A 14950-nucleotide genomic window follows, 5' to 3' on the forward strand; every position below is an offset into this window, starting at 1 on the left:
CGGCTACTGCGGGGTGCACGTATGAGTCGTCCCGGCCACAGCGCTCACGGCAAGAGCCGTTGCATACGGCGACGTCCACGTACCCAGTTGGGAACGGACCCCCACCGTGTAGGTGGCTCCGAGCAGCCCTCCCAGGATCGACCCCTGGTACGTCGAGGTGTAGACCGTGCCCGTGCCCATGGTCGGAGTGGTGGTGACCGTGACACCGGTGAGCAGTGTTCCGAGCACGGAACCGGACGACGCTCCGTAGCCTGCGGCCGACGAGGCCGGTGTACCGGAGGCGAACTGCCAGGTGACGGTGATGACGGGTGTCACGCCGAGGAGCCCGGGGTTGTACGTGCAGCCTGTGATCGTCGGCTTCTGCAGAGTCATCGCCGTGAACGCGGCGCTCGCGTTCTCGGATGCCCGCCAGCTCTCGTCCGTCTGAGTGGGCTGCAGCGCAGCGCCGCACAGCACCGCGGTAAGCGCAAGGAACGCGGCGACGGCCCGGCCGACCGGCCCGCGAGCCACCCGCATCCGCTCAGCCATGACGACGCCTCCGCGCGAGCCCCACCACAGCGAAACCCCCCGCCACCGCAGCGGCGCCGAGCAGTGCAGCACCAAGCGGGGAACGACCGCCGGTGGCCGCGAGCTCGCTGCTGCCGGCCTCATCCGCTCCCGAGGCGTCGACCGTGAGACGCAGCCGCACTTGCCCCGACGTGGCCGCAGGCGTGTCCGCCGCCAGAGTGACCCTGGCCTGCACCCACACGTTCGCGGGAATCGGATGCGACGGGTCGGTCAACGCGCCCGCCTCGCCTCTCAGCGCATCCGTCGGGGTGGTCGGCAGGATGACGCGCTCCGCGCCTGCGCAGGCCGTGCCAGCCCACCCCACACTGCAACCGACCAGCTCCACGTCAACGGGTATTCGTGTGGCACCCGAGCCCAGTGAGCCGCTCGCCGTGAGAACGCCCACGAGCCGGCCAACGGGCATCCGGCGCAGGGTGACGCCGACGTTCCACAGCGCGGTCGCACCGGGCGTCAGGGTGTGTATGGTGCCGGGCGGGTCGCTGGTCAGCACCAGAGGCGGAAGGTCTCCCGCCGCGGACTCGCCGATGGCGGGTTCGGGTCGCAACAGCCCGAAGCCCACCACGGCGACGATGACGGCAGCGGCGAGCACGACACAGTACGACGCCGCTCCGATGACCCTGGGCGTTGCCGTCATCGCTCAGGGACCATCCACGTCAGGGCGATCCTCGGCCGCGTCATCACGCGGCCAGAGCACCCACACGACCAGCGCGGCGACGGCCATCGTGATGCCGCCGAGCACGAACGGATTGCCGAGCCAGACGACGACGTAGGCGAGCCCCGGCATCGACCACAGCACCAGCTTCACGGTGCGCACGACATAGGGTTCAGCGTCGGGCTGCCGATTCGCGTCGCCCTTGAGCACCAGCTCCGTCGTGCCACCAGGACCGGGTCGTGCGCTGACGATCCGGTGCGTGATGGGGAGTTCGCCGCGTCTGGCGACCGTGACAACCTGGCCGACAAGGGCATCCTGTGCCGGAATCTGCTTGACGACGGCGAGGGATCCGGTAGGGATCTGCGGCGCCATCGACCCCGTCTTGAACATGATCAGGCTGACGTTGAAGACCAGCGCGATCACCACGAGAAGGATGCACAACGACCCGAGCACGGCGGCGATGTTCAGCAGCGTCGTGCGCACGATGGCGACGACTCGGGCCGTGCCCGACGGCCGTGCCGATCGTGTTCGATCGGCTGTGATCGTCAACTCGACTGGGCGGCGAACTGCCACGTCGCTGCGCCGGTCTGGCCCTGTTGCAGCCCCGAGCCGGCGGTCACGATCACGCACACCTGTACGGCCGTTCCCGCGCTCGTGGTCGGACTGCCGACCGCAAGCGGAAAGGTGACGGATGCCGGCACGGTGCCCACCGCGGTTCCCGCCGCGACGAGTGTCGTTCCGGTGGCCGAGGCGTTGCACGTTCCGGCCGCGGCCAGCTGCACCATGCTGTACGTCAGGCTCGTGACAGTGCCCGTGGTTCCGCCGGACTGCACGGTCACTGTGGCGCCCGACGTCGTGCCGGCCCCGAGCCGCACCCAGTACGCGGCATAGGTCGTGTCGTTCGGCGACAGGTTGGAGACGCCGGCGCTGAACGCCAGCGTCGCGCCCGGCGCGCTCGGATGCGCCGCATACGTGGTGCCGTCGGCCGAGCCTTCGACCTTGAACGTGCCCGCCTGGAACGTTCCGGTGGCGTACTCCGACGCGTTCCATGCCGCGAGGGTGACCGCCGCCCCGACGCCGAGTACGACGCCGCCGGCCAGAATCGCCCGAATGATCCCCTTGCGCTTACGTGTCACAGCCATGCGTGGACACTCCCCCCGAAGTGCGCATCACCCGGATCACCGGCCGCCCCGAACGGCCACCGGGCGCTGCATCCACACCCTTTCTACCCCATCGCGGAAGCTCTTGTCAGCCCGCAGTCCGAAGCCAGCGGGAGAGCCTCGCGTATGCTGCCTGCCGAATCGGACGCCGGGAGAGCAGGATGTCGTGCAGCGCACCCTCGAAGCGGGCGATGGTCACAAGAGCCCCCAGCTTCGTCACCCGCTCGGCGACCCGATCGACGTCGAGCACCGTGTCGGCGCCGCACATCGCATCGCTCCACACCGGCGAGATCAGGGATCGAGCGGACAGTAAGGTGAGCACCGGGATGTCGAGCCCCAGCCCGCGCGCCACCTGCGCATGCCCGGCGAGCACCGCCCGCAGCCACGCTGGGTGCAGGGGGAACCCGCGCTGCGGTCGCCACCTCTTGTCGTAGGTCCACTCGCCCAGCTCGTCCGCAGCGACCGATCGCGTGTAGAAGCCGAGGTCGACGACCGGCAGCCGTCCCTCAGGTGCGACACGGGCCTGAAGCTCGATGAGCGGTTGCAGCAGGCCGCGCCCTGCGGATCCGGTCTGGAACTCCAGCCACGGACTGTTCAGCACGAGCGCTGCCGCCGCGTCAGGGTGGCGGGCCGCCCACAGGCTGAGCGTGAGTCCGCCGGTCGAGTGCCCCATCAATATCAGGGGGCGCGACGGATGCCCGCCACCGGCATCCGTGCGCCCCATCACAGCCAGCGCCGCCGCGATGTCTTCGTCGTACGTCTGCAGATCGGTGACGAATCCCGGCGCCTGCCCCGGCCTCAGGCTTCGTCCGTATCTGCGCAGGTCGAGCGCGTAGAACCGCGCGCCCTGCCGCCACCAGAACTCTGCGAGCTCGGTCTGGAAGAAGTAGTCCGACCATCCGTGCAGATAGAGCACGTCCGTACCCGCGGCCGGAAGCCACGGCTCGAGTCGGGGCGCGCGACGGTACCGCACCACTGTCGCCACCACATCGGAGCCGGCCTCGGCACCGAGCGGAAGGGTGCGCTGCTCGAACCTCCGGCCGAGCACGTCCGGCTGCCAGTCCCCCATGGCGCCAGCCTATGGGCGACTGAGGCGAGAGCAGCGCGCGCTCGCGCGCGGGGCCGAGCCGATGGAGCCCGTGAGCGGCAACGCCGCGATATGGGCGATTGAGGTGAGAGCCATGCAAGCCCGCTTGCATGGCCGAGCCGATTGAGCCCGTGAGCGGCAAAGCCGCGATATGGCGCCCTTCCGACCGCCCTCCATACCATTGCGCCACGTACGTGCGATCGCGCCGCTTCTGGTGGCGCGACCACGGTGATCTGGCGCAGTACCTGGTGTGCGGCTACGGCCGGGGCTGGTTGGAGACGCGCACCATCTCTTCGCGGGGCACGACCTTGATGCGGGCGCGGCCCTGCGGCGCGCCGAGCGCCTGCTCGAATGCGTCGAGGTTGTGCCAGCCGTCGAGATTCGTGAACTCGACACCGCGGGCAGCCATCAGGTCGATGATCGACTCCTCCGACGGATCGGCCGGCGTCCACCAATTGCCGAGGTCGTTGATGAGGTGCGACACCGTCTCCATCGCATCGGACTTGGTGTGCCCGATGAGGCCGACCGGCCCGCGCTTGATCCAGCCTGTCGCGTAGACGCCGTAGAACTGGGTGTTGTCCTTCGCGTGGAGCACCTGGCCCTCGTGGTTCGGAATGACGCCGTGTCGCTTGTCGAACGGAACGCCCGGCAGCGGCGACCCGAAATACCCGACAGCACGGTATGCGGCCTGCACCGGCACGTCACGGAGCTCGCCCGTGCCCACGACACCGCCCTGCCCGTCTGGCGCGGTGCGCTCGTAGCGCAGAGCCGCCACCCGGCCGTTCCCGTCGTCGACGAGTTCGACCGGCCGGGCGTAGAAGTGCAGGTGAAGCCGGCGGGATGCCTGCCCCACCTCGCGCTGACGCCATTGCTGCAGCACCCGGTCGATCACCAGCACCTGCTTGTTGCCGGCGATCGCCTCGCGGTCGTGATCGTCGTAGTCGAAGTCCTCGTCGTACAGGATCATGTCGACATCGCGCAGCTCGCCCAGCTCGCGCAGCTCCAGCGGCGTGAACTTCACCGATGTGGGTCCGCGACGACCGAACACGTGCACGTCGGTGACGGGCGAGGCAGTCAGGCCCTCGTAGACATTGGCGGGGATCTCGGTGGGGAGCAGGTCGTCGGGATGTTTCGCCAGGATGCGCGAGACATCCAGAGCCACGTTGCCGTTGCCGACAACGGCCACCGACGGCGCGTCCAGCGGCCAGGTGCGCGGGTAGTCGGGGTGCCCGTCGTACCAGCTGACGAACTCGGCCGCTCCGTACGATCCCTCGAGATCGATGCCGGGGATGTTCAGGTCGGCGTCGTGCACCGCTCCGGTGGCGAAGATGACGGCGTTGTAGTGCTGCTTGAGGTCGTCGAGCGTGATGTCGGTGCCGAATCGCACATTGCCGAAGATGCGGATGTCGCCGCGGTCGAGCACCTCGCGGAGCGCCGTGATGATGCCCTTGATGCGCGGGTGATCGGGGGCGACGCCGTAGCGCACCAGGCCGTACGGGGCGGGCAGCTGGTCGAAAAGATCGATCGACACGTCGAACTCGCGCTCCGCCTTCAGCAGGATGTCGGCGGCGTAGATTCCGGCCGGTCCCGCGCCGACGATCGCCAGCCGGAGTTTGGTCATGGCGTGCTGCCTTTCTGCCGTGCGGAGCTTGTCTGCGTGGAGGGCGCTACTGGCGTGCATGGGACGCATCCGTTCCGCGTGAGTCGAGAGCGCTCTGCCCTAGCTGGACCGCTCGACGATCGTATCGGCGAAGCGGGTGAGCGCCCGCTTCACCGGGCCCTGTGGCAGCGGGGCGATCGCCTCGACCGCCTCGCGCGCCCAGCGGTGAGCCTCGTCGAGCGTCTCCTGCGTGACCTGATGCCCGCGCAGTGCCGCGACCGCCTCGCTCACGTCTTTCGTCTCGGGCGCGCCGAGCACCTCGGTGTCGAGACGTTCGAGCAGGGCGGATGCCTCGTCATCCGTCTGCGCCAGCGCGCGAAGCTTGAGAACGGGCAACGTGGCGACACCCGCGCGCAGGTCGGTTCCGGGCGTCTTGCCCGTCTCGTCGCCCTTGCCGGAGAGATCGATCACGTCGTCGATGAGCTGGAAGCCGACGCCCACCTTCTCGCCGAACTCCATGACCGGGGCGATGTACTCCTCGGGCGCGCCCGAGAACATGACTCCCATCTGCGCGGCGGCGGCGATGAGCGAGCCGGTCTTGTCGGCGAGCACCTGAATGTAGTGCTCGAGCGGATCGTCGCCCTCGTTCGGGCCGATGGTCTCGTGCAACTGGCCGAGGCAGAGCCGTTCGAACGTGTCGGCCTGCAGCCGGATGGCGCCCTCTCCGAGGCTCGCCACAAGCTGGCTGGCCCTGGCGAACAGCAGGTCGCCGGTGAGCACGGCCACCGAGTTGCCCCACACGTGCTGTGCGCTCGGCACACCCCGTCTGGTCTGCGCCTCGTCCATCACGTCGTCGTGATACAACGACGCGAGATGCGTGATCTCGACGGCCTGAGCAGCGATGATCACCTCGCGGGTGGCGCCCCCTCCGAGCTGAGCGGTCAGCAGCGTGAGCATCGGCCGAACCCGCTTGCCGCCGGCATTCAGCAGATAGCGGGCGGTGACATCTGCAATCTCATCCGCGTAGCGCACCTGCTCGCGCAGCCCCTGCTCGACGAGTTCCAGCCCATCGTCGATGCGCGCGGCGAAGCGCTTGTCCGCGCCGGAAGCGAAGATGCGGTCGCTCAGTCCGAGCTGACTCGTGAGGGTCGTCCCGCGGCGCGCGAGCGGCAGCGACGGCACTACCGGTCACCCCGCCGGCCGACGAAGGCGCGGTGCAGCGCGACGATTCCGAATGTGAGGTTGCGGAACGCGACGCGCTCGAAGCCTGCACCGCTGATCCTGTGCGCCAGTGCCTGCTGCGCGGGCCAGTCCCTGATGGACTCCATGAGGTAGGCGTATGCGACCGGGTTCGACGACGCAAGCCGCGCGAATACGGGCATCCCGTATTCCAGGTACGCGTAGTACGCGGCACGGATGACGGATGCCGGCGGCCGCGAGAACTCACAGACGACGAGCCTGCCGCCCGGCTTCGTCACCCGGAAGAACTCGCGCAGCGCGGCATCCGGATCGACGATGTTGCGCAGCCCGAACGAGATCGTCACAGCGTCGAAGCTGTTGTCGTCGAACGGCAGCTGCGTGGCATCGGCCTGAACGAACTCGATGTTCGGGTTGCCCGCATGACGCCGCTCACCGACCGCGATCATTCCGGGCGAGAAGTCCGCTGCGACCACGCGGGCACCAGAACGGGCCAGCGACGCGCTGGAGGTTCCGGTGCCGGCGGCGACGTCGAGCACGAGCTGGCCGGGCCGCGGATCGACGGCGCGCGTCGTGGCGATGCGCCACAGTGCGTCGATGCCCACGGTCGACACGGCGTTCATGCGGTCGTATCCGACCGAGACCTCATCGAACATCGCCGCGACGTCCGACGGCTGCTTGCTCAGGTCGGCCCTACTCACTCGGTCAAGCTTACGGGCGATTGAGGGGAGAGCCACGCGAGCTTGCTCGCGAGGCCGACCCGATTGAGCCCGTGAGGGGCGCAGCCGCGATAGAGGCGATTGAGGGGAGAGTGCCGCGAGCTTGCTCGCGGGACCGACCCGATTGAGCCTCTGAACGGCGCAGCCGTGATACGGGCGATTGAGGGGAGCGCCACGCGAGCTTGCTCGCGAGGCCGACCCGATTGCGCGCTGGAGCCAGGAGCGAAGGCCCGGTGGGCCTTCGCCGCGACGCCAGCGCCGCGCGGGCCGTGCTCGCGCGGTCGTGTGCATGCGAATGCGCGCTCCGCGTCAGGCAGCAGGGGTGCGCGCTCACCGCGCGAAGATACCCCTCAGGGCACCGACGTACGCTAGAGCGGTGACCGTAATCGCGACCCCGACATACGCGAGCAGAGTACAGGCGTTGACGGTCGAGACCACCCCGCTCGACGACGTCAGACACCTCATCCCCTTCACCGACTCGCATGCCCCGCTCGTGTGGCTGCGCAAGGGAGAAGGGATCGCCGGCGTCGGCGAAGCGCTGCGACTCGAGTTCCGCGGACCCGCCCGCATCTCTCAGGCGTCGGCCGCATGGAAGCAGATCGCGTCCCTGTCTGCGGTCAGCGACCCGATGCGGATGCCGGGCACCGGCCTCGTCGCGTTCGGCACGTTCGCGTTCGACGACGACAGCACGGTGACCAGCGTGCTGGTGGTGCCAGAAGTGGTCATCGGGCGACGCGACGGTCGTTCCTGGATCACGCGCATCCGTCGCTCCGACGGGCACGTGATGCCGGCGGCACCGCATCCCCAGCCGTTCGGCGCCGAGTACCGGCTCACCATGCTTCCCGGCGCGCTCACGCGGGAGGCGTACAAGCGTGCTGTCGGCGTCGCCGTGGAACGCATCCATCGTGGCGACGTGGAGAAGGTCGTGCTCGCACGCGACCTCCGGGCGCACCTGCCGGTCGAGTCCGACGTGCGTCGCGCCCTGGTCGAACTGGCTCTCGGCTATCCGCAATGCTGGACGTATGCCGTCGACGGCATGCTCGGCTCGAGCCCGGAGACCCTCGTGCGCGTGCACCACGGAACGTTCGACGCTCGCGTGCTGGCCGGCACGAGCGGGCGTGGACGCGACGCTGAATCGGACCACGACTCGGCGGCCGCGCTTCTGAGAAGCGCGAAGGACCTGCAGGAGCACGCCGTCGCAGTGCGAAGCGTCACGCGGGCGCTGACTCAGCACACTTCGGCGCTCGAGATGAGCATCGAGCCGTTCACACTGAAGCTTCCCAACCTGTGGCACCTCGCGACCGACGTCTCGGGAACGCTCAGCGACGGCTCCGGTTCGCTCGACCTGGTGGCGGCGCTGCATCCCACCGCTGCAGTCGCGGGAACGCCGACGGATGCAGCCGTGCGGCTCATCCGCGAGCTCGAGCCGTTCGACCGCGAGCGCTACGCGGGGCCGGTCGGCTGGATCGGCGCGGACGGCGACGGCGAATGGGCGATCGCCCTGCGCGGCGCACAGGTCGCGCCCTCTGGCGACATCACCGCATATGCCGGCTGCGGCATCATGGCGGACTCGGTTCCGGAACGCGAACTGGCGGAGACGAGCTTGAAGTTCCGCCCCATCACCGAGGCGTTCCAGTAGCGCGCTGGAACTCGGCGCGAGGGCCATTTCCGGCCGTCGCCGCGAGGCGGGCGCCGATCGCCGTCAACCGATGCGAGCGAGCGGAACCTCCACAATGCTCGTTCCGGCCGGCGGCGCAGAAAGCGCCTGGTCTAATTCGCCGCGCGTCTGCACCAGACTGTAGTCCCACCCGTACGCCTCGGCGAGCGCCGCAACGTCGACGCGCTGAGGGGTGGTGAGCACGCGCCGCATCGCGTCGGCGGGAGCGGTCGTCGCCACTTCGAGCGAGTCGAAGATGGTACCGCCGCCGTCGTTGCCGACCACCACCTGAATCGTCGGGCGCCGCTCCCCGTCACCGAACAGAAGCGACCCCGCATCGTGCAGCAGCGCCAGATCGCCGAGCAGCACCCGGGTGGCGCCCATCGCGTGCTCCTGCGCATCTTCGCATCGCGCAGGCTGCGCGGCCAGCGCGATGCCGAGCGCCGTGGCGATCGTGCCGTCGATGCCGGCCAGCCCGCGGTTCGCATGCACGCGGATCTTCTTGCCGGGCACGACGGCATCCAGATCGCGGATCAGCCGCGAAGCCCCCAGCACCAGCCGATCGTGCGGCCAGGTGAATCGCCACAGCGCCTCGACGAGCATGCGTCGGGTGACCGGCGCGCGCACCGCGGCCAGTTCCGTCTTGGCGAACGCGAGCCGTTGCTCCGGCGAGTGCGAGCGGCCCGCCTCGACATCGGGCACGACGTGGTCTGCGGATGCCCGCACATCCTCCTCGAGCATCGCACGGCTCGCGAAGACCCAGCGCCCGACCCAGGCACGGGCATCGTCATCGGGTGAGTCCACCCGCACGGATGCCACGACGCGCGCCGACCGCGCAGGGTCGTAGACCTCCTCGCCCACGGGCGCGACGACGACCGCCTCGACGTCGTCCCGCTTCAGGAGCGCCGGCACCTCGCGGCTGAGGGTCGGATGCCCGAACACTATGGCCCGCTGAACCCGCCCGCCGAATTCCGGGTCGCGCAGCAGGCGACGGTAGGCCACGACGAGGTTCGGGCCGAAACGGGCTCCGCTGGACGCCTCCGCGACCAGCGGCCATCCGCCCGCCCTGGCCAGCTCTTCGGCGGCCGGCCCGGCAGCGTTTCCGGCGATCACGATGGTGCGGGGCCCCGCGGTCAGCGTGAGCTGCGGGCGGTCCGAAGCCGCAGGATGCGCACGGACGGGGCGCTGTACTTCGACGAGAGCGTCCTCACCGGCCTGGCGCAACTCGGATGCGAATCCGGAGAGGTCGGGCACGGCGACCGAGAGCGGCTCGCGGACCGCGATGTTCAGGTGCACCGGGCCGGTCTCGTCGAGCGCCGCAGACCACGCCTGGCGCGCCAGACGAGTGTAAGCATCCGTCTCGCCGTCGGAACCGGTCGGCGCTCCCACGTCGAGCGCGCGGCGCACGGCTGCTCCGTACATGCCCGCCTGCACCGTCGTCTGGTTGGAACGGATGCCCCGCAGTTCGCTCGGGCGGTCGGCGGTGAGCACGAGCATGGGCAGGTTCGAGTGGTGCGCTTCGAGAACGGCGGGGAGCAGGTTCGCCGTGGCGGTACCGCTGGTCGTGACAATCGCGACCGGATACCCGGTCTCAGCAGCGATACCCAGCGCGAGGAAGCCGCTCACGCGCTCGTCGATGCGCACGTGCAGTTCGATGGCACCGACGCGTTCCAGTTCGGCGGCCACGAGCGCCAGAGCCTGCGACCTCGAGCCCGGGCTGAGAACGATGTGCCTGAGCCCTTCGCGCACGAGCTGGGTCAGCAGGGCGAGCGCGGCGTCCGTTGCGGGGTTTCCTGTTCGCGGCACCACGTCGTCGGCGACGCTCTCGGAAGCGGGCGAAACCCTGCCCTGAAGCCGGGACCCGCGCCGATCCGCGGGGTCAGGCATCCCGGCGGCCGTCGGAGTCGCCGGACTTCTTCTTCGGCGTGTCGTCGAGGTCGGAGAGTTCCTGCTCCAGGCGGCGGATGCGGTCCTTCTGCCGACGGTCGCGCTCCAGGTTCCTGAGGAACTCGGGGTCGTCGTCGGGGGCGATCGTGCGTGTGCGTCCGGCGTTCGCGCGCCGCGGCCGGCCGACCGCGAACCAGAGCACACCGCCGATCACGGCGAATACGACGACGATCGGAATCCACGCCGCCTTCGGCACTCCGCGCACACGCTCACGCTCGGCCATCGCGCAATCCACGATCGAATAGATGTAGAACAACGCGGCGATGACTCCGACGATGAGCCACACGCGAATCATGTGGCCATGTTAACCCGCGCACCTCAGGGGTGACCCTGAGAGGTCCCGCCGAGAAGGCACGACTCCGGCTCGGGGTGTCTGCACTTCGCGGCGCCGAGGTGGGGTCATCACCCGGCTTCAGCGCGCAGCCGGCTCCCAGGGCCCTCACCTGGCGAGATCCCTACACTTGAACGGTGAAACACATTCCGGCATGGCTGACATACACCGTGCTGCGGCTGCTCTTCGTGGCCGTTCCACTGGCGGTGCTGCTTGTTCTCCTGCCGATCGACCTGTGGTACGTCTCAGCGATCGCCGCCGTCGTCATCGGATTCTGCTTGTCGTACCTCTTCCTTCGAGGCCCGCGCCAGGCCGTCGCCGGGCAGCTCGCCACCGCGGGAAAGCGGGATCGGCGCGTGGCGAAGCCCAGCGCCGACGACGAGGTCGAAGACGCAGCGGTCGACGCGACCGAAGAAGCCCCGCGCAAGCGGCAGTAGAGGCTGTCGCTAACGAGACCAGGCGTCACCATCGCCCTCAGCCCTCAGCCCTCAGCCCTCAGCCCTCAGCCCTCAGCCCTCAGCCCTCAGCCCAAACGTGGCATACACGATCCGCGTAAGACAAGCCCTACCGCTGCCAGCGCAACACGCTCCACTAGGCGGGGGCTCCGCCGCCGCCGAACGCAACCACGCACCCCGCCGACCGCGGTCGCGCCGCCGCTAGCGCGGCGCGCAATTCAGCGGTCGCGCCGCCGCTAGCGCGGCGCGCAAGATCACAGCGGTGACCACGCCAGTGCTGCGGCGAGGAACGCTGCATAGACGAGTGCGCTGATCGACGTGAGTTGAAGCGCGGTGATGAGTTCGCGCGGGGTGCGCCCGAAGAGCGCGATGATCACAGCGGGCAGCGCGGCGATCAGGGTGAAGAAGCCCAGCCACCCGAGCGAGTACAAGAGGCTGATCATGGCCAGGATGACGAATGGCACCAGCACGAAGATCGCGTAGAGCGCTCGCGACCAGGATCGGCCGACAAGCACCGACAGCGTGCGCTTGCCGGCCTGCTTGTCAGCGTCGATGTCTCGCAGGTTGTTCACCATGAGCACGGCGCACGCGAGCAGGCCGACCCCGACCGAGCCGAACCACGCCACCTGCGACACGTTCAGCACTTGCACGAACATCGTGCCCGCGGTGGCGACGAGTCCGAAGAACACGAAGACGAACACCTCGCCGAGTCCGTAGTAGCCGTATGGATGCTTGCCACCTGTGTAGAACCAGCCGGCCACGATCGCCGCGGCACCGACGATGAGCAGCCACCACTGGTGGGAGGCGATCACGAGCAGCAGCCCGGCGACGGCGGCCAGTCCGAAGAACACCAGTGCGACGACGAGCACGGCTCGCGGGCTCGCCTTCCCTGAGCCGGTGAGGCGGCTGGGGCCGACGCGGTAGGCATCCGTTCCGCGAACGCCGTCGGAGTAGTCGTTCGCGTAGTTCACGCCGATCTGCAGGCAGAGCGCGACGGCGAGGCAGAGCAGGGCGCGGATCCAGTGCACGACGCCGGGGTTGCTGGCATCCACGGCGGCACCGGTGCCGACCAGCACGGGAGCGATCGCCAGCGGCAGCGTGCGCAGCCGCGCCCCGCCGACCCAGTCGCGGAAGGTCGCGGGCGCGACAGCACCCCGTTTGCCGGCCGGATGCCCGCCCTTGCGCTTCGACTTCGACTTGTTCCGCGCGCTGCTACTCACAAGGGGGAATGATATCGACCGGAGTCATGCGCATCCGGTGCAGCCGGTGCCCGCGATCCCAGGTGTGCGCTCGGGCGGAGACACGCCGAGCCGGAGCGGGCTCTGTGCCGGAACGGCGGTGTGTCGCGCTGAATCTCCGTGTGAGCGCTCACCTCTTCGAGGCGACCAGCCTGGCGATCGCGACACGGTCGGGCTTGCCGGAGGCGAGCAGCGGCATCCTATCGAGTGGCACGACGTGGGCCGGCGCCGCGGCGTGGCCCAGCTCGGACTGCACGAATGCGCGCAACTCACCGACCTCCGTCTGCGGATGCCCCGCCACGGCGACCACAGGAACCTCTCCCCATTCCGCACTCGTCGCTGCGACCACCACGGCCTCCTCCAACCCGGGGCGCCGGCGCACGAGAAGCTCGACGGCATCCAGAGAGACCTTCTCGCCGCCCGAGATGATCACGTTGTCGGCCCGGCCCGTGACGGCGAGACATCCGCTCGCGTCAACCGTCCCGAGGTCGCCTGTGCGGTACCACCGGATGCCGTTCGCGGTGCGGAACGCGGCATCCGTGCGCCCCCGATCGATCGCGCCCGTGTCGTCCAGGTAGCCCTCGGCGAGCACGGGCCCGCTCAGCTCGATCTGCCCGTCCGCCTCGCGCGCGCGAACGGTGCCGATCGGCACGCCGTCGTACACGCATCCGCCGCCGGTCTCGCTCGAGCCGTACGTGCGCACGATGCGAAGTCCGGCATCCAACGCGCGGTCCCGCAGCCCAGGCTGCAACGCCTGGCCGCCGATGAGCAGCGCATCGAAGCGGCGCAGAGTCGCAAACATCCCATGGTCGCCGCCGGCCGCGGCACTCGTCGCGGCCTCGAGCAGCCGGGCGAGCTGCACGGGGACGAGCGAGACGAAGCGCTGGTCGGAGTCCAGCTCATCGGCTGCTGCACAGAAGGCGACGGGATCGAAGTGCCCTGGCCGGAGGATGATCGGCTCGGTTCCGGCCACGATCGAACGCACCAGAACGTTGGCCCCTGCGATGTAGTGCGCCGGCAGGGCCAGCACCCAGCGCGCGACTCCGGGTTCCTGGCCGCCGATCGCGCCTGCGGATGCCGCGGCGCTCGCCAGCAGCGCGTCCGCGCTGAGCGCCACCCGTTTCGGTGCGCCGGTCGAACCGGAGGTCTCGACCACGAGGGAAACGTTGCGGGGAACCGAACCGGGGGCGCATGCGGCGGAGGCACCGGAATCCGTCCCCGGCGTGCGGCCGGCACTTCCCGCGTCGCGCTGCCGGGGAAGCACGGCGGGCCCGTCCCCGGTGAGTGCAGCACGCAGTGCGACATGCACCGCGTGCGGCTCGCCCGCGTCGATGACGATCAGCGAGCGGCTCACGCCTCCACGCTAGCCCGCTCCGCCGTGCCCGCGCGCAGAACCGAACGTCGTCGACGATCAGAACTGCCAGGGGAATGGCGACCAGTCGGGGTCGCGCTTCTGCAGGAAGGCGTCCCGGCCCTCGACCGCTTCGTCGGTGCCGTATGCGAGCCGGGTGGCCTCGCCTGCGAAGACCTGCTGGCCGACGAGTCCGTCGTCGACGGCGTTGAACGCGAACTTGAGCATGCGGATGCTCGTGGGCGACTTGCCGAGAATGATCCGCGCCCACTCGATGGCCGTGGTCTCGAGCTCTGCGTGCGGCACGACCGCGTTGACCGCTCCCATCTCGTACGCACGCTGTGCCGAGTACTCCTGGGCGAGGAAGAACACCTCGCGAGCGAGCTTCTGCCCGATCTGCCTGGCGTAGTAGGCGCTGCCATAGCCGGCGTCGAAGGAGCCGACGTCGGCATCCGTCTGCTTGAACCGTGCGTGCTCGGCGCTCGCGATGGTGAGGTCGCTCACCGCGTGCAGCGAGTGGCCGCCGCCTGCCGCCCACCCGGGTACGACGGCGATCACCACCTTGGGCATGAACCGGATGAGCCTTTGCACCTCGAGGATGTGCAGACGGCCCAGCGCCGAGTGGGTCCCGGGCGCGCCGGCCGCGACGGAGGCCTCGGACGCCGGTTCGTACTTGTACCCGTCGCGGCCACGAATGCGCTGGTCGCCGCCGGAACAGAACGCCCAGCCGCCGTCCTTCGGACTCGGACCGTTGCCCGTCAACAGCACCACGCCGACGCGCGGGTTCTGGCGCGCGTCATCGAGAGCCGTGTAGAGCTCGTCCACGGTGTGCGGACGGAACGCGTTGCGCACCTCGGGCCGGTCGAAGGCGATTCGCGCGATGCGTCCGTCGTTCGAGAGGTGGTAGGTGATGTCAGTGAAGTGGTCGGCGATGGGTGCCTCGGCCCACTCATCCGCGTCGAACAGCTCCGAGATCTGCTGGCTCATGA

The 14950-nt window shown here is 69.5% G+C and carries 15 protein-coding genes; 2 read left to right on the plus strand and 13 right to left on the minus strand.

Annotation, left to right across the window (positions count from 1 at the left end):
- Positions 1–3: 3 nt before the first annotated feature.
- The 8 genes from ACYVDK_RS08940 to ACYVDK_RS08975 form a co-directional block, all read right to left on the minus strand.
- Entirely contained in the window at positions 4–528 is a 525-nt protein-coding gene (locus tag ACYVDK_RS08940; protein WP_460520823.1) for a hypothetical protein, read from the minus strand.
- Positions 521–1201 carry an LPXTG cell wall anchor domain-containing protein gene (locus tag ACYVDK_RS08945; protein WP_460520825.1) on the minus strand — a complete coding sequence of 227 codons (681 nt, stop codon included), beginning with the start codon at positions 1199–1201 and terminating at the stop codon, positions 521–523. The genes ACYVDK_RS08940 and ACYVDK_RS08945 overlap by 8 nt, the downstream gene beginning before the upstream one ends.
- Positions 1202–1204: 3 nt before the next feature.
- Positions 1205–1768 carry a signal peptidase I gene (locus ACYVDK_RS08950; RefSeq protein ID WP_460520827.1) on the minus strand — a complete coding sequence of 188 codons (564 nt, stop codon included), beginning with the start codon at positions 1766–1768 and terminating at the stop codon, positions 1205–1207.
- The gene (locus tag ACYVDK_RS08955; RefSeq protein WP_460520829.1) at positions 1765–2361 is read right to left on the minus strand and encodes a SipW-dependent-type signal peptide-containing protein; all 597 of its coding nucleotides are present in this window, start codon (positions 2359–2361) and stop codon (positions 1765–1767) included. Before ACYVDK_RS08955 ends, ACYVDK_RS08950 begins: the two co-directional genes overlap by 4 nt.
- 106 nt (positions 2362–2467) lie before the next feature.
- Complete coding sequence (locus ACYVDK_RS08960) at positions 2468–3448, minus strand: alpha/beta hydrolase (protein WP_460520830.1); 981 nt, start codon at positions 3446–3448, stop codon at positions 2468–2470.
- 274 nt (positions 3449–3722) lie between these two features.
- Positions 3723–5087, minus strand: a complete 1365-nt coding sequence (locus ACYVDK_RS08965; RefSeq protein ID WP_460520832.1) for a ferredoxin--NADP reductase domain-containing protein — start codon at positions 5085–5087, stop codon at positions 3723–3725.
- Positions 5088–5186: 99 nt separating this feature from the next.
- The gene (locus tag ACYVDK_RS08970) at positions 5187–6248 is read right to left on the minus strand and encodes a polyprenyl synthetase family protein (RefSeq protein ID WP_460520834.1); all 1062 of its coding nucleotides are present in this window, start codon (positions 6246–6248) and stop codon (positions 5187–5189) included.
- On the minus strand, positions 6248–6919 hold the full coding sequence (locus ACYVDK_RS08975) for a class I SAM-dependent methyltransferase (RefSeq protein ID WP_460520931.1): 672 nt from the start codon (positions 6917–6919) through the stop codon (positions 6248–6250). The genes ACYVDK_RS08970 and ACYVDK_RS08975 overlap by 1 nt, the downstream gene beginning before the upstream one ends.
- Positions 6920–7358: 439 nt before the next feature.
- Between ACYVDK_RS08975 and ACYVDK_RS08980 the strand changes: the two genes are divergently transcribed.
- The gene (locus ACYVDK_RS08980) at positions 7359–8621 is read left to right on the plus strand and encodes an isochorismate synthase (RefSeq protein WP_460520836.1); all 1263 of its coding nucleotides are present in this window, start codon (positions 7359–7361) and stop codon (positions 8619–8621) included.
- Between the two features lie 63 nt (positions 8622–8684).
- On the opposite strand, the gene menD is transcribed toward ACYVDK_RS08980, so the two are convergent.
- Together menD and ACYVDK_RS08990 are read right to left on the minus strand one after the other, a co-directional pair.
- Entirely contained in the window at positions 8685–10526 is a 1842-nt protein-coding gene (menD, locus tag ACYVDK_RS08985; RefSeq protein WP_460520838.1) for a 2-succinyl-5-enolpyruvyl-6-hydroxy-3-cyclohexene-1-carboxylate synthase, read from the minus strand.
- Complete coding sequence (locus tag ACYVDK_RS08990) at positions 10519–10881, minus strand: PLD nuclease N-terminal domain-containing protein (RefSeq protein WP_460520840.1); 363 nt, start codon at positions 10879–10881, stop codon at positions 10519–10521. Before ACYVDK_RS08990 ends, menD begins: the two co-directional genes overlap by 8 nt.
- Before the next feature lie 173 nt (positions 10882–11054).
- On the opposite strand from ACYVDK_RS08990, the gene ACYVDK_RS08995 reads away from it, so the two are divergent.
- Positions 11055–11354 carry a DUF4229 domain-containing protein gene (locus tag ACYVDK_RS08995; RefSeq protein ID WP_460520841.1) on the plus strand — a complete coding sequence of 100 codons (300 nt, stop codon included), beginning with the start codon at positions 11055–11057 and terminating at the stop codon, positions 11352–11354.
- Positions 11355–11626: 272 nt separating this feature from the next.
- On the opposite strand, the gene ACYVDK_RS09000 is transcribed toward ACYVDK_RS08995, so the two are convergent.
- The 3 genes from ACYVDK_RS09000 to ACYVDK_RS09010 all read right to left on the minus strand — a co-directional run bounded on the left by ACYVDK_RS09000 (position 11627) and on the right by ACYVDK_RS09010 (position 14948).
- Positions 11627–12592 (minus strand): prenyltransferase, encoded by a 966-nt coding sequence (locus tag ACYVDK_RS09000; protein ID WP_460520843.1) that lies wholly within the window; start codon positions 12590–12592, stop codon positions 11627–11629.
- Between the two features lie 148 nt (positions 12593–12740).
- Positions 12741–13964, minus strand: coding sequence for an AMP-binding protein (locus ACYVDK_RS09005; RefSeq protein WP_460520845.1), 1224 nt, complete (start codon positions 13962–13964; stop codon positions 12741–12743).
- A gap of 57 nt (positions 13965–14021) precedes the next feature.
- On the minus strand, positions 14022–14948 hold the full coding sequence (locus ACYVDK_RS09010; protein ID WP_460520847.1) for a 1,4-dihydroxy-2-naphthoyl-CoA synthase: 927 nt from the start codon (positions 14946–14948) through the stop codon (positions 14022–14024).
- Positions 14949–14950 lie beyond the last annotated feature (2 nt).

This window comes from Humibacter antri, from assembly GCF_054777235.1.